The organism is Methylobacterium sp. 092160098-2, from assembly GCF_028920805.1.
GTDB classification, from domain to species: domain Bacteria; phylum Pseudomonadota; class Alphaproteobacteria; order Rhizobiales; family Beijerinckiaceae; genus Methylobacterium; species Methylobacterium fujisawaense.
This window is the reverse complement of the sequence record NZ_JAQPZJ010000002.1, coordinates 673,256-692,439: the sequence shown is the minus strand read 5'-3', so window position 1 is coordinate 692,439 and position 19,184 is coordinate 673,256. Positions and strand designations below refer to the sequence as shown.

The 19,184-nt window shown below is 66.4% G+C and carries 20 protein-coding genes and 3 pseudogenes; 12 read left to right on the top strand and 11 right to left on the bottom strand.

The features are described 5' to 3' along the window. The first annotated feature begins 21 nt into the window (after positions 1-21). From PQI07_RS28745 to PQI07_RS28730, 4 genes are read left to right on the top strand one after another with little or no spacing between them, the layout of a single operon-like run. Entirely contained in the window at positions 22-567 is a 546-nt protein-coding gene (locus PQI07_RS28745; RefSeq protein WP_274928346.1) for a carboxymuconolactone decarboxylase family protein, read from the top strand. Between the two features lie 60 nt (positions 568-627). Further along, complete coding sequence (locus tag PQI07_RS28740) at positions 628-1,332, top strand: glutamine amidotransferase (protein ID WP_274928345.1); 705 nt, start codon at positions 628-630, stop codon at positions 1,330-1,332. Positions 1,333-1,347: 15 nt separating this feature from the next. Then, positions 1,348-1,896: a redoxin domain-containing protein gene (locus PQI07_RS28735; RefSeq protein ID WP_274928344.1), complete on the top strand. Its 549-nt coding sequence runs from the start codon at positions 1,348-1,350 to the stop codon at positions 1,894-1,896. Further along, positions 1,896-2,600, top strand: a complete 705-nt coding sequence (locus tag PQI07_RS28730; RefSeq protein ID WP_274928913.1) for an MOSC domain-containing protein — start codon at positions 1,896-1,898, stop codon at positions 2,598-2,600. Before PQI07_RS28735 ends, PQI07_RS28730 begins: the two co-directional genes overlap by 1 nt. 804 nt (positions 2,601-3,404) lie before the next feature. Here PQI07_RS28730 and PQI07_RS28725 read toward each other — a convergent pair. Genes PQI07_RS28725 through PQI07_RS28710 form a run of 4 tightly spaced genes read right to left on the bottom strand, consistent with a single transcriptional unit; the run spans position 3,405 to position 7,634 of the window. Then, positions 3,405-4,658 (bottom strand): IS701 family transposase, encoded by a 1,254-nt coding sequence (locus PQI07_RS28725; protein ID WP_274928343.1) that lies wholly within the window; start codon positions 4,656-4,658, stop codon positions 3,405-3,407. Positions 4,659-4,681: 23 nt separating this feature from the next. Then, positions 4,682-5,974: an SLAC1 family transporter gene (locus tag PQI07_RS37940; RefSeq protein WP_274928342.1), complete on the bottom strand. Its 1,293-nt coding sequence runs from the start codon at positions 5,972-5,974 to the stop codon at positions 4,682-4,684. Between the two features lie 42 nt (positions 5,975-6,016). Beyond that, positions 6,017-6,232: a hypothetical protein gene (locus tag PQI07_RS37935; protein ID WP_274928341.1), complete on the bottom strand. Its 216-nt coding sequence runs from the start codon at positions 6,230-6,232 to the stop codon at positions 6,017-6,019. A gap of 10 nt (positions 6,233-6,242) precedes the next feature. Continuing rightward, positions 6,243-7,634, bottom strand: a complete 1,392-nt coding sequence (locus PQI07_RS28710) for an aminotransferase-like domain-containing protein (RefSeq protein WP_274928340.1) — start codon at positions 7,632-7,634, stop codon at positions 6,243-6,245. 194 nt (positions 7,635-7,828) lie between these two features. Here PQI07_RS28710 and PQI07_RS28705 point away from each other — a divergent pair, with 194 nt between their 5' ends. Further along, positions 7,829-8,233 (top strand): DUF983 domain-containing protein, encoded by a 405-nt coding sequence (locus PQI07_RS28705; RefSeq protein WP_274928339.1) that lies wholly within the window; start codon positions 7,829-7,831, stop codon positions 8,231-8,233. A 119-nt stretch (positions 8,234-8,352) separates the two neighbouring features. After that, positions 8,353-8,634 (top strand): annotated as a pseudogene (locus PQI07_RS28700) (transposase); the annotation flags it as partial. A 260-nt stretch (positions 8,635-8,894) separates the two neighbouring features. On the opposite strand, the gene PQI07_RS28695 reads toward PQI07_RS28700, so the two are convergent. After that, positions 8,895-9,938 (bottom strand): IS110 family RNA-guided transposase, encoded by a 1,044-nt coding sequence (locus PQI07_RS28695; RefSeq protein WP_274926645.1) that lies wholly within the window; start codon positions 9,936-9,938, stop codon positions 8,895-8,897. A 54-nt stretch (positions 9,939-9,992) separates the two neighbouring features. Here PQI07_RS28695 and PQI07_RS28690 point away from each other — a divergent pair. From PQI07_RS28690 to PQI07_RS28680, 3 genes and pseudogenes are all read left to right on the top strand, one after another. Then, a pseudogene (locus tag PQI07_RS28690) lies at positions 9,993-10,907 on the top strand (IS3 family transposase); the annotation flags it as partial. Positions 10,908-11,186: 279 nt separating this feature from the next. After that, entirely contained in the window at positions 11,187-11,606 is a 420-nt protein-coding gene (locus tag PQI07_RS28685) for a site-specific integrase (RefSeq protein WP_274928338.1), read from the top strand. A gap of 159 nt (positions 11,607-11,765) precedes the next feature. Further along, positions 11,766-12,589 (top strand): annotated as a pseudogene (locus tag PQI07_RS28680) (transposase); the annotation flags it as partial. A 213-nt stretch (positions 12,590-12,802) separates the two neighbouring features. Here the strand turns inward: PQI07_RS28680 and PQI07_RS28675 are convergent. The 6 genes from PQI07_RS28675 to PQI07_RS28650 form a co-directional block, all read right to left on the bottom strand. Further along, the gene (locus PQI07_RS28675) at positions 12,803-13,693 is read right to left on the bottom strand and encodes a hypothetical protein (RefSeq protein ID WP_274928337.1); all 891 of its coding nucleotides are present in this window, start codon (positions 13,691-13,693) and stop codon (positions 12,803-12,805) included. Continuing rightward, entirely contained in the window at positions 13,686-13,880 is a 195-nt protein-coding gene (locus tag PQI07_RS28670) for a hypothetical protein (protein WP_274928336.1), read from the bottom strand. The genes PQI07_RS28675 and PQI07_RS28670 overlap by 8 nt, the downstream gene beginning before the upstream one ends. 430 nt (positions 13,881-14,310) lie before the next feature. Then, entirely contained in the window at positions 14,311-15,243 is a 933-nt protein-coding gene (locus tag PQI07_RS28665) for an ImmA/IrrE family metallo-endopeptidase (RefSeq protein WP_274928335.1), read from the bottom strand. Next, positions 15,240-15,740, bottom strand: a complete 501-nt coding sequence (locus PQI07_RS28660; RefSeq protein ID WP_274928334.1) for a helix-turn-helix domain-containing protein — start codon at positions 15,738-15,740, stop codon at positions 15,240-15,242. Before PQI07_RS28660 ends, PQI07_RS28665 begins: the two co-directional genes overlap by 4 nt. Next, on the bottom strand, positions 15,737-16,369 hold the full coding sequence (locus PQI07_RS28655; RefSeq protein ID WP_274928333.1) for a GNAT family protein: 633 nt from the start codon (positions 16,367-16,369) through the stop codon (positions 15,737-15,739). The genes PQI07_RS28660 and PQI07_RS28655 overlap by 4 nt, the downstream gene beginning before the upstream one ends. After that, complete coding sequence (locus tag PQI07_RS28650; protein ID WP_274928332.1) at positions 16,366-16,578, bottom strand: transcriptional regulator; 213 nt, start codon at positions 16,576-16,578, stop codon at positions 16,366-16,368. The genes PQI07_RS28655 and PQI07_RS28650 overlap by 4 nt, the downstream gene beginning before the upstream one ends. A gap of 159 nt (positions 16,579-16,737) precedes the next feature. Between PQI07_RS28650 and PQI07_RS28645 the strand changes: the two genes are divergently transcribed. Genes PQI07_RS28645 through PQI07_RS28635 form a run of 3 tightly spaced genes read left to right on the top strand, consistent with a single transcriptional unit; the run spans position 16,738 to position 19,176 of the window. Next, positions 16,738-17,706 carry a CBASS oligonucleotide cyclase gene (locus tag PQI07_RS28645; RefSeq protein WP_274928331.1) on the top strand — a complete coding sequence of 323 codons (969 nt, stop codon included), beginning with the start codon at positions 16,738-16,740 and terminating at the stop codon, positions 17,704-17,706. A gap of 10 nt (positions 17,707-17,716) precedes the next feature. Beyond that, on the top strand, positions 17,717-18,235 hold the full coding sequence (locus tag PQI07_RS28640; protein ID WP_274928330.1) for an HORMA-1 domain-containing protein: 519 nt from the start codon (positions 17,717-17,719) through the stop codon (positions 18,233-18,235). Further along, positions 18,232-19,176: an AAA family ATPase gene (locus PQI07_RS28635; protein ID WP_274928329.1), complete on the top strand. Its 945-nt coding sequence runs from the start codon at positions 18,232-18,234 to the stop codon at positions 19,174-19,176. The genes PQI07_RS28640 and PQI07_RS28635 overlap by 4 nt, the downstream gene beginning before the upstream one ends. Positions 19,177-19,184: the final 8 nt, after the last annotated feature.

Here is a 19,184-nt window from a genome sequence, read left to right as displayed (position 1 = left end):
CTTCGAGAAGGATCCCGTGCCATGGCGCGCGTAAACCTCGTCGACAAAGCCTCCACTCCCGCCGCGTCCAAGCCGACGCTGGATCAGGTCCATTCGGCCTTCGGCCACGTGCCCAACATGTTCAGGGCAGTGGCCAACTCGCCCGCCGCGCTGTCCAGCATGTGGGCTTCCTTCGCCGCCCTCAGCAGAGGCAGGATCAGCCCGAAGCTCGGCGAGCAGATCGCCGTGGCTGTCGCCGATCGGAACCGCTGCACCTACTGCCTGGCCGTCCACACCGTGCTCGACCAGAAGGCGGGTGCGACCAGTGCCGAAATGGTCGCGGCGCAGCACGTGCGCTCAGAAGACCCGAGAACAGCCGCCACGTTGGCCTTCGCCGCCAAGTTGGTCGAGAAACGTGCAGCGATCGAGACTGCCGATGTCGAGGCATTGCGTGCGGTCGGGCTCGACGACGAGGCCATCGTCGAGATTCTCGCGCATGTCGCGCTCAACCTGTTCACCAACTACGTGAACGTCGCCTTCGATGTGCCGGTCGACTTCCCGGCCGTGAAGCTCTCCAGCCTGTGCTGAAACCAAGGAGCGGCCGGGCCATTCCGGCCGCTTTTGACCCGTGTGCAAGCGAGACGCGCCATGCAGCCGACCGCCGTCGCCATTCGTCACGTCGCCTTCGAGGACCTCGGTATTATCGAGCCGGTTCTGCACAAGGCCGGCTACACACCTCGGATCTACGACGCGGGCGTCGATGACCTCAGGGCTATCGTGCCTGCGAGCACGGATCTCCTCATCGTGCTCGGAGGCCCAATCGCCGCCTACGAGGATGATCGCTATCCGTTTCTCGTCGACGAACTGAATCTCATCGAAAGGCGGCTCGTGGCGGGCCGGCCGACCCTTGGAGTCTGCCTCGGAGCTCAGTTGATGGCGCGTGCGCTTGGCGCCCGCGTCTACCCAAGCCCGGCCAAGGAGATCGGTTGGGCCCCGCTCGCTCTGACGGAAGTCGGTCGCACCTCGCCGCTCGCTCATCTCGATGGCGTCGCGGTGCTGCACTGGCACGGTGACACCTTCGACCTGCCGACCGGCGCCGGGCTGCTCGCCTCCACGGACATTTGCAGGCACCAAGCTTTTGCGCTTGGGCGCAATGCTCTGGGTCTTCAGATCCACGGCGAAGCCAATGCCGCCGAAATCGAGCGCTGGTTGATCGGCCACGCCTGCGAGATCGCTGCGGCCGGTCTTGATCCCCGCAATCTCAGAGCTGACAGCGCGCGGCATGGCCCACGGCTTCGCGAGCCCGGTGCTCGTTTCTTTGCTGATTGGCTCGCTGCCCTCGACCGCTCCTGAAACCGGAGGAGGCACATGACCGCACTCGCACCCGAGCTGGACACGAGCCGCTGGTTCAACGCTCGCGCGCCGCTCACGCTTGCGGACCTGCGTGGCAAGGTCGTTGTGCTGCACGCGTTCCAGATGCTGTGCCCGGGCTGTGTGACCCACGGCACGCCGCAGGCCGAGAAGCTGCACCGGATGTTCGCGACGAGCGGCGAGGTCGCAGTGATCGGCCTGCACACGGTGTTTGAGCACCACGCCGCCATGACCGAGGTCGCGCTCGAAGCCTTCATCCACGAGTATCGCCTGACCTTGCCGGTCGCAGTCGACTGGCCGGGCGAGGACGACCCGATACCGCGGACGATGAGGCGGTATGGCATGCGTGGAACACCGACCACGATCGTGATCGACCGCAGCGGTCTGGTTCGCGAGCACGCCTTCGGGCAAGTCGACGATCTCGCGCTCGGAGTTCTCGTGGGTTCGCTGCTAGCGGTGCCAACCGCCGCGTCGACACAACGGGAAGAGGCCGCGGGCGGGTGCGACGATGCCGGCTGCCGACTGTCCACGGCGTCCGTCGAGTGATCGCGCAGATTCTCCCCATCGTCCTCGTCGGACCGGTTGCCCCGCTCGGGCCTGACGGTCCGCCGAGCGGCATCGCCAAGCGTCCGGTTGCCGGGCCGTGGCAGATCACGGCGACAGGGATCAAGGGCGATGCGCAGGGCGACCTCCGATTCCACGGTGGTCCCGAGAAGGCGCTCCATCACTATCCCCAGGAGCACTACGCGGCCTGGACTTTTGAGATCGGCGTGCATCCGGTTCTGGGGGCGCCCGGCGCTTTCGGCGAGAACCTCGCCACGACAGGGTGGACGGAACGCGACGTCTGCATCGGAGACATCGCACACTTCGGCTCCGCCATCCTGCAGGTGAGCCAAGGACGTCAACCCTGCTACAAGCTCGACCGTCGCCTCGACCGCTCCGGCATGGCGCTCGCCGTGCAAAGGACGGGGCGGACGGGTTGGTACTGGCGGGTCCTGAAAGAGGGCCTGGCCGAGCCGGGCGACGCCCTCGAACTTGGCGATCGACTGCGGCCCGAGTGGCCGCTGTCGCGCCTGAACCGCCTACTCTACGTCGACACGCGCAATTGGCGCGATCTCGAAATTGCGGCTGCCATACCGGAGCTGGCCGAGAGATGGCGCACGCTTGCTCGCCGACGTCTGGAGACGCGCACGGTCGAGGACTGGTCTCGGCGGCTGACCGGCACAGGGGACACCACCGGCTTGGCTTGACCGTGAGCGTCGCCCCCGATCGCAAAAATGGGCGCATCCCGCACCCGTAGTCGGACCTCGTCCGAAATCTCGAAGGGCGATTGAGACGACGAAAGGAGCGGCACGCTCCACGGGGAGCGGCCGCAACCAGGAGACGTCCAGGCGCAAGCGCAAGACTTCGAGGAAGGACGCACGGGACGAGTCTTCCTGCCGCTCCGCCAGGGCGTCGACCTTCCGGCGCAGGGTCTCCGCGCGCTCCTCCACCGCTTCGGGCCCCAGCGGCAGGGCGGATGCCTGCCGCCGGCCGCGGTCGTCCGCCCGCATCTGGGCCGCGGCCCCGCGGGCAAGCCCCAGTCCCATACCGATCTGGAGAAGGATGAAGCCGTTACGAATGCGCGGCACGAAGGCCGCCGCGTTGGGCGAGACCACGTCCGCGTCGGGCACGAAGGCGTCGCGCACCATCACCGTGTAGGTGCCGGTGCCTTCCAGCGCCACGAATCGCACGTCGACCGCGAGCCCCACACCCTCGGCGCCCGCGGTGAAGAGGGCCATGACCCGGGTGCCATCCTCCAGTGCGAAGAGGGCGACGAACCGGTGACCCGGCGTGATGTTCGAAACCCAGGGCAGGCGCCCGCGCACCCGGTAGCCGCCCGACACCCTGGTGCCGGACAGAGCCAGCGGTTCGATGCCGGACACGGCCTTCATCGCGTTCGACAAGCCGGTCCCGCCTAGCATTACAGTTGCATTCTTGTTCTGAGATGCGCCTGTCGAGCGGCAGCTTGGTGGGCGCGCCGCCAAGCTGACCAGGCGAGCACGAAGGCGGGCTCAATGCGGCGCTGCGCCAGCCGCATCGCCACGCGTCGGATCTCCTGAATGGACCACGGCACCTGCGAGCTTGGCGATGAGCGTCGTTTTTGGGGGCGGCCCGTTGGCCAGCCGGCGCACCCGCGCCAGCATCGCGAAGGCGAGCATCACCAAGCTGACATGCCGGTGCCAGCCGTGCCACGAGCGGCTCTCGTTGTGGGCCAGCCCAAGTTCCGTCTTGGCGGTCTCGAACGCGTCCTCGATCGCCCAGCGCCGGCCTTCCACCATCACCAGCTTCTCGACCGGCGTGCCGGCCGGGCACCAGGTGGTGAAGTACGCGAGCGCCCCGTCCGACAGGCTGCGCCGCACCAGCAGGCCGCGCGTCCACAAGCTCTGGTCGAGCGCGGCGTCGAGCGCGTCGGCCCGGAGTGTGGCCAGCGGCAGATAGGCCCAGTCGAACAGGCGCGCTCCCTTGCTGCCGGCTCCAGCCGAGAGGCGCAGCCAGTTCTGGTCGGGGATGCTCTTAGCGATGTCCGCGGCGGTGCCCGCAACGTCGAGGTTTGCGTCCCAGGACCAGAAGTGATGCTGACCGGTGACGCCGAGCACGTAGCCCTTGTAGGCCCGCCGCAGCGCCAGCTCGATCTCACCCACGCCGTAGATGCTGTCGGCCGCCACCCAGGCAAACGGCACCTCTGCCTGGATGGCCCGCTGGATCATGGCCAGCGCCAGCTGCGGCTTGGTGGCAAAGGTGATCGCCTCGGGCACATGCGCCGCTTGCCTTCGGGCCGGATCCCCGGTCCAGGCCTTGGGTAGGTACAGGCGGCGATCGATGAAGGCGTGGCCTTGATCCGAGACGTAGGCGGCAAACACGCCGATCTGGCAGTTGGTGATCTTGCCGGCCGAGCCCGTGTACTGCCGGCCCACACCGCACGAGGCTTTGCCCTGTTTGAGAAACCCGGTCTCGTCGACCACGAGAACCGCATCGGGTGAGGCGAGCGTCTCGACGACGTCGTCGCGCACCACGTCGCGCAGAGCTTCCGCGTCCCAGTGCGTGCGACCGAGGATGGCCTGCTGACGCCAGGGACCCGGGTCGCCGGCAGCTTCAGCCCGCATCCAGCCGGTCTTGCGCCGCTCGCCTCCGAGCAGGCCGTCCAGAAAGGCGTTGGCGGAAGCGGCGACACTCGGGGCGGCAAACAGCGGGCGGATGCGCTGCTTGGTCTGCCGCAGCGTCGTCGACCAGAGCTCCAGCGTGGATTCGAGCGAGGCTGAGGACATCGCGCTCTCCCATCCGAAACCTCTCAGATAGGAGCGTCACTCTGCAACTGTAATGCTAGCCGAGCCCCGCTCGCCGCCGCGGCAAGTTCATTCGAGACCCTCGGCTCGGCACTACGCGCGAGGCACCAGACCAGCGCATCCTGGCACCAGGTGCAGAAGGCCGTCGAAAGACACGCGGTTGCGACCTCGCTCATGGCATCGACCGCCCGCAGCACTCCCGCGGCGGTTCCGTCTACGTGCCGCTCGAACGCGCCAGCGGAGCCGAGCCTGCGCAGCACCGCCTCCGGATAGGCCCCGGCGTCGATGGTTTTGACCTGCGGCCACACATCCGTCCGGACGATCTCGGCGAGGTTTGCGAGCGTACCGGCTCCGGAGGATGCCGCTGTCGAGTTCATCGTCTCGCTTGGGGCATCGCGGCTCTCGCGACCCAAGGCGGGAGTAAGCAGATCGGTCACAGGGATGTCTCCGCAGGGTTGTCCTTGGTGGGGACGCGGTCTCCGTATTCCGCGAGGCCGGAAGGGCGGTTTTGGGGTCGGGTGGACGGCGGTGGCCATCCTGGCGAAATCAGAGGGGCCGGACAGGCAAGAGCTTTCCGCGCAGCAGGAGGCCCAAGGTCCTGAGCGCGATCCAGCGATGATCAGGTTCGCCGCCGCGAACAGCGGGACCGCGAGCGACGCGCTCGGCCCTTCCAGGCCACGTTCGGTCAGGCGCAATGCGGCGAGCGGCAGGGCCAAGACGCCGAACGTGTACGCCCAGGCCGCCGGCGAGAACGGCTGCTGCCGCAGCCACGGCACCAACCGTACCATGACCAGGGCATGCAGCAGGGCGTAGCCGAACAGGATCTGGGCGAGCCGGTCGGGCGGCCCGTCTGTCACCGCCAGGTAGGCGACGCAGGCCACCGCGGGCGGCGCGAGGTGAAGTCCGAGCGAGGCGCGCAGCGGCACCGGCAGGCTCTGCAGGATCAGCCTATGGATGATGACCGATTCCAGCGTCAGCCATGACAGCAGGCCGGCCCCGAAGAAGAGCAGGCCGAGTTCCTTCATGCCGAACGCGGCGCAGGTGATGGCCGCGACGAAGCCGCCACCGACCGTGGGCATGTGGAGGATCGGCGTCGTCGCCTCGAACGCGCGGTCGCCCATCCAGAGGCCGCCCACGCCCCAGACGGCGAAGAGGGTCGCCCCGACAAGTCCCGCCGATGCCATCGCCCACGCGGCGCCCGGCCAGTGCGGCGCGAGGCCGACGCTGGCGATCATCGTGGCGACGGGAGCCAGGGAGGCGAAGAACGAGGACGTCGGATCGCGCGCCTCGAACAGCACCGTGTCCCGGTCGTTCAGCCACCGGGCGGCGTAGAAGGCCAGTCACGCCGCCCAGACCGCCACGCCGAGGAGGGAGAGCGCCTCGCCGACCCAGGTGGGTGCCAGCCCGAGGCGGGCGGCGGCGCGCCAGCCGTTCCCCAGGCCGCAGAGCCCCAGGACCATGCCGAAGAAGGTCGCCGGGACCCTGGTCCGTCGAAGCCAGGCGAATTCCCGCCGGCGTTTCGCGGAGTCCTTGGGCAGGCCGGATGCGCTCGCCACGTCCGCCATCTCAGACGACCGTGGAGATCGCGCCGGGCGGATGCGTCAGGAGCGTCGCCAGCAGGCTGAGACCGTACCGCAGGGTCTCGGCGTCGGGGGCGGCGCCCAGGGAGACCCGGATGGCCTCCGGAGCGGGTCCGACCGCGAAGGCGTCGCTCAGGATGACCGACAGCCCGAGCTGACGCGCATGCGCCCCGAACTCGCCGCGACGCCACGGTTCGGGTAGCCGGAGCCAGAGGTGGTGCCCGCAGGAATGCGCGCGGACGTCGAGCCCGCGCAAGGCCTCGCGCGCGACCGCCTGACGGAGGCCGTTCTCCTGTCGGATGGCCGCGACGACCGCGTCGAGCTCGCCCTCGGCGATCCACTGCGAGGCGAGCGCGGCCGCGAGCGGCGAGGCCATCATGTTGATGGCCCGCAGCTCGGCGGCGAGCCGCACCGCCTCGTTCGTTCCCGGCACGATGACGTAGGCGATCCGCAGGCCCGGGCTGACGCACTTGGACAGCGTCGCGATGTGCCAGGTGATATCAGCGGCCCGAGCGGCGATGGGAGCCGGAGCGTCGGGCGGCAGCGCGCCGTAGGCATCGTCCTCGATGATGGCGACCCCGTGCGAGCGGGCAACCTCGGCGATGCGTTCACGACGCGCCGTCGTCAGCGTCGCGGTCGTCGGGTTGTCGAGCGTCGGTACCAAGTACAGGGCTCGCGGCCGCTCGGCCTTGCAGCTTTCGAGGAACGCGTCCGGGTCGAGCCCGTCCACGTCACTGGCCACTGGCACGAGGCGAACGCCGCGGCGCTCGGCGGCCATGCGCAGGCCGGGGTAGGTGAGCGACGGGACGCAGAGCGCGTCGCCCGGCTTGAGGATAGCAGTGAGAACCGCGGCGAGCACCACTTGGGCGCCGCCCGCCACGAGGACCCGCTGCACCGGTAACGGACCGAGCCGCTGGCCGAGCCACTGCGCCGCGGCGGCGCGGTCGGCCAGGTTCCCGGCGCTGTCTTGGTACTGCATCCGGTCGAGGAAGCCTGGCGAACCAGCAAGCCGCGACAGGCCTGCCTCCATACGCTCGGCCAGACGCGCCGCGACCGGCTGGGGCGGCATGTTCATGCTGAAGTCGACGCTACCGGACGGGCTGGGCCTGCGCACCTCGGCGACCTTTGGCGCAGGCCCGCGAACGAAGCTGCCCCGGCCCGCGGTGGCATCGATCAAGCCTGTCCTTCGCGCCTCGTTGAAGGCGCGTGTGACCGTGGTGAGGTCGACGTTGAGGTGCTTGGCCAGGGCGCGCTGCGGTGGCAGGCGCACGCCCGGCGGGAGCCGCCCGGCACGGATGTCGTCGGCCAGCACCTTCACGATGGCGAGATACTTCGGCCCTGCGTCGCCGGCGATTGTCGGGTTCCAGGATTCCATCATTGACCCCTGTTCTCACTCGGGTGTATGCACACATCCATCATACAGGCAAGGCGAGACGCGGCTTTGCCTGGTAGGGCGCCTTCAAAGTGGTCAGATGCCACCGCAATTGTATGGATAGTTAAGCCATACATTCGAAGCGCGCAAGGCGTACCTTCATGCCGCCGGGAACGGCGAGCGGTTCAGGAACGTGGACGATGCAAAGGACGACCGATCAATCCCTCATGTCGGTGGGCCTGCGGTGCCGCTGCCCGCGCTGCGGCCAGGGGCATCTGTTCGACGGCTTCATCACCCTGAAGCCGCGCTGCGAGGCTTGCGGCCTCGACTACAGCTTCGCAGACCCGGCGGACGGGCCGGCCTTCTTCATCATGATGACGATGGCTTTCCCGGTCACCGCCTTCGGGATTTGGCTGGAGCTCGCCTACGACCCGCCGCTCTGGGTCCATGCGGTCGTGACGCTGCCGCTACTCCTGCTGGCCTGCGTACCGATCATCCGGCCGATGAAGGGGCTCTTCATCGCCAGCCAGTACATCAACAAGGCCGAGGAGGGCCGCTTCGCGGTCCAGAAGCCCACGGGCGTCGGCCCCGCGCCTAGGGACTGACCGCGCCGCTCAACATCGCGCGGTCCCGGACGGACTTGCGCCGGCGGCATGAACTGGCCTGCCTCCTGAAAAGTGGTCCTCCCTGAGGTATGGCTTCAAGCCATGTGGAGGATATTTTCATGGGACGGAAGAAGCATACGGCTGAAGAGATCGTCGCCAAGCTGCGTCAGGTCGATGTCTTGGTGTCGCAAGGACGCAAGGTTGCTGAAGCAATCCGATCCATCGAGGTGACGGAAGTCACGTACTATCGCTGGCGTTCCGAGTACGGCGGTCTGAAGGGCGATCAGGTCAAGCGGCTGAAGTCCTTGGAGACTGAGAACCAGCGTCTTCGTCGAGCGATCTCCGACCTGACCCTGGAGAAGCTGATCCTGAAAGAGGCCGCCTCGGGAAACTTCTTCTCTATTCGGGGTTCATCGGTCAACGCCCTTTCGTGCGCATCCTGGTTCGACGCGTGATCGGCCCTGTGGAGCTCTTGCTTCTCTCCGAGGTCGGCGAGCGCCGCCTCATGATGGGGTTAGAGGGAGTGGGCGGATCCATCTAAGCCGCGCGCCCGGCAGAACCGACGCTCGAGTTTCCTCGGTCTCACCCGCTCCCATCGTCCCCACAGGGACCTCCTCCACGCCGGAGGAGCTCGGTGTTACGTGATGCTGATCCGTAAGCTTCAGGCCGCCGTCGCGGCTTCGGTCGACCAGCGGAAATCCTTCTCGTCGCGCCACATCCGATGCAGCACGATCGCCAGCTTGCGGGCGACGGCCACGAGGGCCTTCTGCATGCCTCTGCGCTTGGCCACAGCCAGCCCCCAGACCTTCAGCGAGGACCATCGAACCCGAGGGCCAGTCAGCAGCACGAGCGCGGCCTCATACAGTGCGGCGCGCATCATCGTGTCGCCGCACTTCGAGACTCGGCCGACCCGCTTCGTCTCGCCGGACTGGTAGAGCCGCGGCGTCAGACCATAATGCGCCCCGACGCATTGCGATCGTCCGAAGCGGGCTGGGTTGTCGACGCAGGTACGGTAGGTCAACGCCACGACCGGCCCGACGCCGGGCGCGGTCATCAAGCGCCGGCAGACCGGGTCGGTGCGGACCTGGTCCAGCAGCATTTTGTGCAGCTTGGCCAGTTGGGTCCGCAGCGCCGAGCGCGCCTCCAGCAGCGGCAGGACCACGGCCGCGACGAAGGGCAGATCGAGCACGAGGTCGCGTACGCGCTGCTCGAAACCGGCAGCCCCCACGACACCGACTTTGAGGCCGAAGTTGCGCAGTTGGCCGCGCAGGTCGCTCTCGATGTCGTAAGCCTTGCGCTGAAGCAGCTTGCGCGAGGTCAGGAGCAGGCGGCGTTGCTGGCTGGCCGGCGTTTTGACGTGGACCGGCTTGAACAGGCCGACCCGCATCATCTGGGCTATGCCCATCGCGTCGTTGCGGTCGGTCTTGTTGATGCGGGCCGAGAGGGCCGCATGCATGTGGCGGGTCTCGACGCAGATCGCCGGCAGTCCGGCTTCGACCAGGCCGGCGTAGAGCCACGGTGAGAGCGGTCCCGCCTCCAGGCCGACACGCGCGTAGCTGTGGCCGAGGTCGATCAGGTGCCGGCCGATCACCTCGGGATGGCTCTCGACGGTGGCCCGGTGCACGACCTTACCATGGGGATCGACGATGCAGATTGCGGTCTCCTTCACGGAGACATCGAGGCCGACGTGGTGCTGCTCGCTCATGGTGGGGCTCCGGGATTGGATCGAAGCGCCATCATGCCGCCGCTTCCGCCGCGCGAGGCACCCCGAATACCCCATCTGAGCCCGGCTCGCCGCCGGGCTTGTGTCGACTACGTCGTTGCCGAGCATGGCGTCTCGGAACGCTTCGCCTGCCGTGTTCTGGGCCAGCATCGTTCGACACAGCGCAAATGCGCCGTCTTGATCGAGGACGAAGCCGCCCTGACGGCTGCGATCATCGCGTTGGCCCTCCAGTACGGCCGTTACGGCTACCGTCGGATCACGGCCTTGCTCCGGCGCGACGGCTGGACGGTGAACGTGAAGCGGGTCGAACGGATCTGGCGACAGGAAGGCCTTAAGGTCCCCGCTCGCCAACCGAAGCGGGCACGCCTCTGGCTCAACGATGGCTCATGCCGACGACTGCGACCGGAGCGACCGGACCACGTCTGGTCCTACGACTTCGTCGAGCACCGCACGCATAATGGGCGCAAATACCGGATGCTGAACGTCATCGACGAGTTCACGCGCGAGTGTCTGGCAATCCGTGTATCTCGCAAGCTGAAGGCACTCGACGTGATCGATGTTCTCTCGGATCTGTTCAGCCTGCGCGGTGTGCCGGGTCATATCCGCTCGGACAATGGGCCGGAGTTCATCGCTAAAGCCGTTCAGGACTGGATCGCGGCGGTGGGATCGACGACCGCCTACATCGAGCCGGGCAGTCCGTGGGAGAACGGCTATTGCGAGAGCTTCAACGCGAAGCTGCGGGATGAGCTCCTCAACGGCGAGGTGTTCTACACCCTCAAGGAGGCCTGCGTCGTGATCGAGCAATGGCGTAGGCACTACAACAGCATCCGGCCGCACTCGTCGCTCGGCTACCACCCGCCTGCACCGGAGGTCGTCATCTGGCCAACGGAACCGAGCAGATCAGCGCCGCTCGCTCACCCCGCCATCGTCACACGGCCGACGATGCACTAACTTCGAACCTGGGCCACCGAATGGGGGCAGGCCACCCGAATCGAGGAAGTCACACAGCTACGCCTCGTCGACATCAAATGGACTGACTTTCACCCACGCTATCCGATATCCATACCCTACTTCGAATTCACGCCTGGTTCGGGACATATCAAGACGAACCATTACAGGAAGGTGCCGGTTCATCCGGACTTGATTGAGCTAGGATTTCTGCGCTTCATCGAAGCCTGCGCTGGACCATACCTGTTTGTAGATCCAAGCGCCCGACGAAGCCGTGAAGATATGTCCGGTCTGACCGGCGCGCTTGCGAATCGGTTGGGTCGATGGATCAGAACAATGGTGAAAGATCCCGAGGTCAGCCCCAATCATGGCTGGCGGCACCGCTTCATCACACTCGCACGCGAGGCTAAAATCGACCCGGAGTTGCGCAATGCGATCACTGGACATGCTGATAGCTCGGTCGCTGCTCTTTATGGAACCACGAATCTGAACCTCATGCGGGATGCCATGCTATCCATGGTCTCCCACCTCGATTTCGTGCGACACGCCGATCCCGCACTTGTCCGCCGAACGCTCGCCGAAGCTGGTCGCGCATCGCCTTCCGATCGAGTTGTCGGTCCGGAAGCACTTCGCTGGTCCGCGCCTCTGGTCGTGCACAATGCCGCGACGGCGAACGATCTCGAGGCAACCACACCGGACTGATGTGTGCCGGCGGACGTATTCCAGTAGGATCCGTGCCCGAAATCCTGATGGCTATCGGAGAGCGTTGGAACGGGACCCCGGATCGACTTTGGATTGGACGCAGAGTCGCTGGTGCAGGCGGGTTGATGGATCTCGGCTTCGGCGGTCGGGGGTCCTGCCATGCCCTGCAGCCTCCATCTCGGTTCGGTCGCCCGTCCGGCCTTGTCGTCGATTACGTCGAGACGGGTCCGGAGCCGGCCACCACTACTCGTCCGATCGCCGCCTCGGCTTAGTGGCCGCGCTGCAACGGGGTCTCGTCCCGGGTGCACACCTGGACACGAGCACCCCGTCGGATCTGCCGGTCGCCGGCAGGCGCGTCGTTATCACGATCGGCGTCCGCCGGTTTCGGTGTGTCGGACCAGAGTGCGGGACGAAGGTCTCGCCGAGCGACTCGAACCGGATCTCGCCGGCGCCTACGCTCGGCGCGCATGACTATTAGACTGCGTCGTCCATCATATCGGCCACGCCCTCGATGACAGGCTTGCCGCCAGCTTCGCCCGCCGGCCCATGGTGTCGGCGAGCCGGGACACGATGCTGCGGACCGTGCAGCGCCGGGCCTAGACGCCGGCAGAGGCCTTGAACTTCGTCGGCCTCGACGACTCCGGGCGCTCCGCCGCTGGCAATGCCACGGCTCGCTGATCTGCGACCTTGAGCGGCGGCGCGTCGAGACCTTTCTGCCGGATCGCGAGAGCGGCACCGCCGAGACTTGGCTCTCCGCCTATCCCGAAGTCGTTGTCCTCGCCCGTGACCGCGGCGGCTGCTACGGCGAGGCCGTAGCGCAGGCACTGCCGGAGGCGACCCAGGTCGCCGACCGCTGCCACTCCATGGAGAACGCCAGCGCCGCCTTCCTCGACGCCGTGCGCAAATCGATACCTGCCATCGGCATCGCGATGGGCGCCCCTCCCCCGATCGATCCTGGCCAGTTGACCTGCACTGAACGCCTACCGCTCGACGCTGCTTCGGATGCAAAGCTCGATCGACGGCAATCCTATAGTCTTCGGAGCACCTGAAGAGCCCGGTTCGAGGTTGCAGATCAATCGCGTTCGCCCCGGCGCTCGCTCATGGCGGCGACCCTCCAGTGGCCACGATCGTCGAGACCTCGTGCTTTTGGATCGAAGCGCCGTTGCGCTGGATCACGGCCGGGTCGGCCGAGCGACCTACAGTCCCGGCTTGGTTGATCGGGCGCCGACCGGGCAATTGTCCTCGGCGTCGTCCTGCACCGCCGCGAGTTCCCGTCTCGCTTCACGTTCGCTCAAACGCATTGTCCGAGAGTCTGCGCGAGCTGTGACTCGTTCGATCATACTGGTCAGCTGGTGGCTTCGATAGCGGACTTCGATGCGCTCGTCGTCGGCGAAACGGCGCAGTATCGCCAGGAGATCGACCCCGAGTTCCGTTTCGGCCCGGTGGGCCATGGGGTCCGATCGGAGGTAGGCGAACAAATCGGCGAGGCAGAGCTTGGCTTCTCGCCAATCGCCCAGGTCGAGGTTCTCGCCGACGTAGCAGGTGACGACGGCGATCGCGGCGTGAAGCTGTCGCCAGGCGAATGCATCCCGACGGAGCAGCGCGGGATGCAGCATGTTGGCCACACGACTGCGTAGGCACAGCACCGGGTGGAGAACGGCAATCTCGACATGTTTCGGTTCACCGGCAAGATCGGCTTCGACGATCAGGTTTGAAACCCCGGTTTCGAGTTCCTTCGGCTTGACGCCCAGGATTCCGTTCAGGAAGTCGATCGTCAGAATTTTTCCATCGTATTCGGTCACCACTTTGGCGGTGCTAGGCGAGTTCATCGTATCCGCATCGGGACGGAACACTCGCCCACCGATCAGCGCCGCGAAATCCTGCGCAACACGGAAGCTACCGAAATAGTCGATGTCGACACTGGTAAGCGGATCGTCGAACTGCAAAGCGGGTGAGCGGTCGCGATAGTACCAAGCCCACAAGTTGGTGGCCTGACCGCCGACGACGAAGGTCGAGTCGTCCGCCCCTAACCGGGACGCGATTTCTATGACCTCCTCCGCACCAAACCGTTGATCGTCGTCAGGCATCCAAGCGGATGCGGCGGCGGCCGCCCAGACGGGCGCGGGACGGATCGAGAGAGGAGAAGAAGCCGTTGCGATCCCGCACGTCGGCGGCCGCGACGAGGCCCTGCGCGATGCGCAGCAGATCGGCCTGCCGAGAGCGCTCCTTCTCTCGACGGCGCTCGGACACGCTATATGGAGCGACAGGCGGCATGACCGGTTCCGTTCGCGGATGAGCAGGATATTGGCGGGATGTCGGTTGGTGTCAAGTTAACGGGGTCGGATCGCTGGGGGTTGGTGCGAGGTCCGGAACTCCTCCCATCTCTCCCATCCCTCGGCATCATGCAAGGGAGCAGGTGCGAGCCGGAGCTTTCGGAACGAGGGCTATACGGATTTTGCAGGCGGCACAGCAGACCGGGCTCGGCCTTCGATAGCGCGGGCGAAGAGGCTCGCCGTGGCGGCAAGGTTGCGAACCCGGGGTCGTCGATGTCCCTCGCGTACGAGACTGTGCGCAAGGTGCCGCTCCGCGGTGGGCGCGTACGGGATCTTCCGGCCTTCGCGATCCCTCCGGCGATACGCGAGGCTCGAACGTGCCGCCCGCGATCGAACAGTATGATGACTCCGGGCCTGAGGATCGCCGGTCATCAACACCGGAAGGCGACGACCACTTCGTGTCTCCGCAGCCAGACGCCCAGAGTCAACGCTTCGTAACCGTTGTAGAAGGTCTCGAAACGGAACAGATGCGTCTCACCGTTGGCATCCGCCAGCACGATGTCGTTCGAACCCAGCGTTCCGCCCCGCTGGGATCCGCAATACTCGACGACGCGGGCGAACAACGCTGTATGCAGCACATTTCCGAACCGTCGCGCGAATTCAGGCGACCGCACATAGTAGCGACACGGATCCTTCGGATCGAATCCCGGCTTGCGCTTGGACGGATGCGGATGTCCGGTCACCAACGCCGCCATCGGCCGGCCTCGGTGTGCCTGCTCCACGTATCGCCACAGCGTTGAGGTCACGGTGTTTCCGAACGCCACGGCGAGAGCGCGCACCTGCGTCAAGCCGATCTCCATCGCCTCGGCCTCCCCCTCGAAGCGGTCGGCCAGGAAAAGCAGGCGGCCGGCCGCGTAGTTCGCCTCGGCTTCCATCTCTTCGTGACAGCTCGGCGTGAGCGTCTGCTCGGTGTCGCCCCACATCATGCCGGCATGCCAGGGAATGATGTCGTGTCCGATCTCGTGTGCCTCGTTCCATCGATGCTTGAGCTGAGGCACGTCCTGATCGAGTAGGATCCGCTTCTCGTCCGGAAGATAGAGGGCCTTCAGGTTGAGGGAGGAGATCGCGTCCCGCAGGATCGTCGGCCGGGCCAGCACCTGCTTAGCGCCGACCTTCAGGCGCGAAAACATCTCGCGCAGCAATCCGTCGTCCGTCGTGCTGTAGTAGGACCGGTCGAGCTTGAGCAGCTCGCGCACCGAGTGCAATTGCAGCGGCGGTTCGGGATGCCCGAGCCCTCGGATGACCTTGGCGATCTGGCCGTCGATGTCGGCGACCGTCCGCGGGCTCGGCAGACGATTTCTCACGTTGTGCGCTTCGAACCCTTGCCGCTGAGCACGGCCACGAACGAGTCGAGTACGGCACTCTCTTCCGGCGTCAACTTGTGGAGGGCCTCGGATCGAGCGGCGAACCGAACCGCCTCCTCGCGCAGGCCCACGTCGTTGGCGGTCGCGAGCCCCGCGAGTTCCATCAATCGCGGTTGGGATACGTCGAACACCTGTGCAAGCTTGAAGACCGTGCGCGCACCGGGCAGGTGCGTCGAGCCGCTCTCGATCACGAGCAGCTCGCTCGCGTCGATGTCGGCCTGCTCGGCGAGCTTCTCCATCGACAGGCCGCGTCGCCGCCGCATGAGGCGGACGAATTTGCCGAAGGCGATGCGGTTCTCTTCCGCTGTCTCGGTCTGGGCAGCGGTCGGCCGCTCGTTCGGCACGGGGTCGAACGCGAGCAGGCCGGCACCCACGGCCGCGTCGCCCTCGCGGCGAGCCCGGGACATCCACCATTCCTTGCTGCGCACCAGCTTCATCGTCCGTCCTCCTCCGCGAGGAACGCTCGAGCCTGCGTCGGGGTCATTTCGAAGTACCTCAAGCCCTGATAGGCCGCATCGGGTCCGAGATCGCTCATGCCGCATCGCCGCCGATAGAAGTCGTCGGCTTGCGGCAGGGAGTGCAGGCCGATGCGTCCCTTGAAGCCCTCGTCATCGCTGAGCATCGCCGCAGCCGCGACGAGAGCCGTGCCGATGCCGCGGAGGCGCGGGCGCGATCCCAGCTCGGGACGGTTCCAGGGAGCTACCTCCACATAGTCGAGATAGACCAGGGGCTTGCCGGCCTGGCTCTGCTCGCGGGCCACGCCGGTGAGGTTCACCTGCGCCAATCCCTGCGTCTCGCCCTGTGCGACGACGGCGAACCCGCGAAACGCGAGCAGGCCCTGGACCCCGGCCGCCTTGCGTCGCCAGTCCCAATGCCAGCTTTGCGGCCAGGAGGCAGGCGAGACGCCCTTGCGAATTAACTCCTGCAGTACCGCCAACAGGGCCGGCTGCCACTTCGTCTGCCAGTCGGCGAGTTGTGCCTCCTCAATCGCATCGCGCAACTCGGCCTCGACCGCCGCTCCCGTCGCGACCTCCTCGAGATAGATGACCGAACGCGCGACCGTCATAGGAACATGAGCTCCGCCTTCTCCTTCGTCGCCTCGTTCTCGAACAGTAGTTTTTCCCCTCTCTCCACCCGGGCGTCGATCATCTGGTAGAGGCGCAATGCCTGTCTGAGGATGGCAGTCTTCGTGATGTCCTTTCTCGTGGCCAAATCTTCCAGAGCCTGCATCTCAGGATCCGTGAGGTTCAGCGTCATCGTGCGTTTGGCAACCATCCCACCACCTTCCCGTCACGCGTATCTAGAATCGCCTTGTTATCGAGTCAAGGCAAATTAGCTAAAAAATACATATTGGACGGCCATTGAATGGCCGATAGGTGGCTACCATGTGGTTCGAAACCGGACGGACGGCCCGTGACGGCCCGAGAAGGGGACATGATGGCACGCCTGCACGTGGGACACGGCGAAATCCTGGCTTTCGCCCAGGACCGGGTTAATCTGCCCAAGGACAAGGCCGACGAGTACCGGGCGCAGGCGCGAAGGCTTCGCGAGAAGCTCGAGTCGTACCTCGACGGACATCCGGATTTCACGCTCCGGAAGATGCTTCTCTCCGGCAGCCTCGCCAAGGGCACAGCGCTCCGGTCGCTGAACGACATCGACGTCGCGTGCTACATCAGCGGCGCGGTGGCGCCCAAGGACGTGCAGGCGCTGCTGACGTTCCTGGCCGATCGGTTGCGGAAGGCGTTCCCGAATTTCAGCCCCGATCAGGTCCAGCCGCAGACCTATTCGGTCACGGTGTCGTTCCGCGGCAGCGGGCTCGACGTCGACGTGGTGCCGATCCTCTACGATGGCGGCCCGCAGTGGTACGGGAACCTGGTCAGCCAGGACGACGGCACGTTCCTGAAGACGAGCATCCCGCTTCACCTGGAGTTCGCCCGTACCCGCAAACAGGCTCAGGAGAAGCATTTCGCCCAGGTGGTCAGGCTCGCGAAGTTCTGGGCAAGGCGCATGAAGCAGGAACGCGACGGGTTCCGCTTCAAGTCCTTCATGATCGAGATGGTGCTCGCGCGCCTGTGCGACGACGGCGTCGATTTCTCGGATTACCCGGAAGCCTTGCAGAGCTTCTTCACCTACCTCGCGAGCAGCCGGTTCCGCGAGCGTATCGTCTTCGCGGACTACTACGATCCTGCCACGGCAGGCCCATCGAACGATACGGTTCAGATCGTCGATCCCGTGAACGCGAGCAACAACGTGGCGCGGCTCTACACGGCCGCCAACGCCGACGCCATCGTCGACGCCGCGCTCGAGGCCGGCGACGCCATCGACGCGGCGCTTGCGGCTCCGAACAAGCAACTGACCGTCGCCTACTGGCAGAAGGTCTTCGGCCCCTCGTTCCAGGCGTGAGGTGGCGCCCATGTCATCGAGCTACACACTTTCGGCAAGCGAGACGTTCACGCTCGTCCACGCCCGTCACATGGGCGCCAAGGTCGCCACGGACTTGAAGCGCATGCAGCGCTTCTACGGCAGTCCCTCGGACGCGCGCATCACGGAGTTCGAAACCGAGGTCGTCGCGCTCCTCCGTGCCGGATACCTCGATACGGTCACGTACGGTTTCCAGCGCGACGGCAACTGGATCGAGCCGGCGCTGCGCTACACGGCCCGCGACCTGATCGGCTCGAGCGCGACCGACGATGACCCCGGCCGGATCCGTCCAGGCGCGGACGTCTCGGGAGCGAGCTTCCGCAGCTACCTGAGCTACGGGGCGTCGTGGCTCATCCTGACCGCGGCGGAGCGGCAGGCCTTCGAGGCGACGTTGCCCATCGCCCGCAGCGGCGCGCCCGCGCCGGGCGTCGACGGCTATCTCGGCAGCGATCTCACCTACTCGTCGGGGGGACGCGCCCTCGATCGGGCCACCGTAAGGAGCTATCGATGACGAACAAGCCATCCGTCGACGACCTGTTCGAGCGTCGCATCAGCTACCCCGACGTCGAACCGCAGGAACGCCTTGCGCGGCTCGTAGGCCTCGACGGCCACAAGGCGCGGCTCACGAAAATCCTGGGGCTGCTCGTAAATCCGGACGGGCTCCGGACATGGGCCGCTCACCATCATCCCGGCGCCGGGTCGTTGCTCGACACCGTGTTGCGCAGGCCTCCGCTCGTCGTGCTCGCCGGGGACGTAGGCTCAGGCAAGACGGAACTCGCCGAGACCATCGGGGATGCCGTCGCCAGGAGCGAACGCATCGACGTCACGCTTCTCCCGCTCAGCCTGTCCACCAGGGGGCAGGGACGCGTCGGCGAGATGACCCAACTCATCTCCGCGGCCTTCGACCTGACCATCGCCGAGGCGACGCGCCTGAGGTCTGCGGGAGGGCGCGCGCGAGGCGGCGTCATCCTGCTGGTGGACGAGGCCGACGCGTTGGCGCAATCGCGCGAGGCCGCGCAGATGCACCACGAGGACCGTGCCGGTGTGAACGCCTTCATCCGCGGCATCGACCGGCTTGCCAATGCAAGATTGCCCGCCGCGGTGATCATGTGCACGAACCGCCTCAACGCGCTCGATCCGGCCGTTCGTCGCCGGGCGGCGGACATCATGAGCTTCACCCGGCCCGACGAGGAGCAGCGCCGCCACGTGCTTGCCTCGCGGCTCGAGCCCCTCGGCTTCGCCCGTTCGCACATCGACGCGCTCGTCGCCGCGACCGGCGCGAGGCGCGGGGGTCCCGACGTCGGCTTCACCTTCTCGGACCTGACGCAACGTCTCCTGCCCTCGATCGTCCTGGACGCCTATCCGTCGCGCCGGATCGAGGGATCTCGCGCCGTGGAGATCGCGCGGGGCATGACGCCGACGCCGCCGTTTCGCGACGAAGCCGTCGCCTGAGCATCCGG

Coding starts and splice junctions, on each gene's coding strand:
- PQI07_RS28745 (WP_274928346.1), top strand. CDS start 22: ATGGCGCGCGTAAACCTCGTCGACAAAGCCTCCACTCCCGCCGCGTCC.
- PQI07_RS28740 (WP_274928345.1), top strand. CDS start 628: ATGCAGCCGACCGCCGTCGCCATTCGTCACGTCGCCTTCGAGGACCTC.
- PQI07_RS28735 (WP_274928344.1), top strand. CDS start 1,348: ATGACCGCACTCGCACCCGAGCTGGACACGAGCCGCTGGTTCAACGCT.
- PQI07_RS28725 (WP_274928343.1), bottom strand. CDS start 4,658: ATGTCCTCAGCCTCGCTCGAATCCACGCTGGAGCTCTGGTCGACGACG.
- PQI07_RS28710 (WP_274928340.1), bottom strand. CDS start 7,634: ATGATGGAATCCTGGAACCCGACAATCGCCGGCGACGCAGGGCCGAAG.
- PQI07_RS28705 (WP_274928339.1), top strand. CDS start 7,829: ATGCAAAGGACGACCGATCAATCCCTCATGTCGGTGGGCCTGCGGTGC.
- PQI07_RS28695 (WP_274926645.1), bottom strand. CDS start 9,938: ATGAGCGAGCAGCACCACGTCGGCCTCGATGTCTCCGTGAAGGAGACC.
- PQI07_RS28685 (WP_274928338.1), top strand. CDS start 11,187: ATGTCCGGTCTGACCGGCGCGCTTGCGAATCGGTTGGGTCGATGGATC.
- PQI07_RS28675 (WP_274928337.1), bottom strand. CDS start 13,693: ATGCCTGACGACGATCAACGGTTTGGTGCGGAGGAGGTCATAGAAATC.
- PQI07_RS28670 (WP_274928336.1), bottom strand. CDS start 13,880: ATGCCGCCTGTCGCTCCATATAGCGTGTCCGAGCGCCGTCGAGAGAAG.
- PQI07_RS28660 (WP_274928334.1), bottom strand. CDS start 15,740: ATGAAGCTGGTGCGCAGCAAGGAATGGTGGATGTCCCGGGCTCGCCGC.
- PQI07_RS28655 (WP_274928333.1), bottom strand. CDS start 16,369: ATGACGGTCGCGCGTTCGGTCATCTATCTCGAGGAGGTCGCGACGGGA.
- PQI07_RS28650 (WP_274928332.1), bottom strand. CDS start 16,578: ATGGTTGCCAAACGCACGATGACGCTGAACCTCACGGATCCTGAGATG.
- PQI07_RS28645 (WP_274928331.1), top strand. CDS start 16,738: ATGATGGCACGCCTGCACGTGGGACACGGCGAAATCCTGGCTTTCGCC.
- PQI07_RS28640 (WP_274928330.1), top strand. CDS start 17,717: ATGTCATCGAGCTACACACTTTCGGCAAGCGAGACGTTCACGCTCGTC.
- PQI07_RS28635 (WP_274928329.1), top strand. CDS start 18,232: ATGACGAACAAGCCATCCGTCGACGACCTGTTCGAGCGTCGCATCAGC.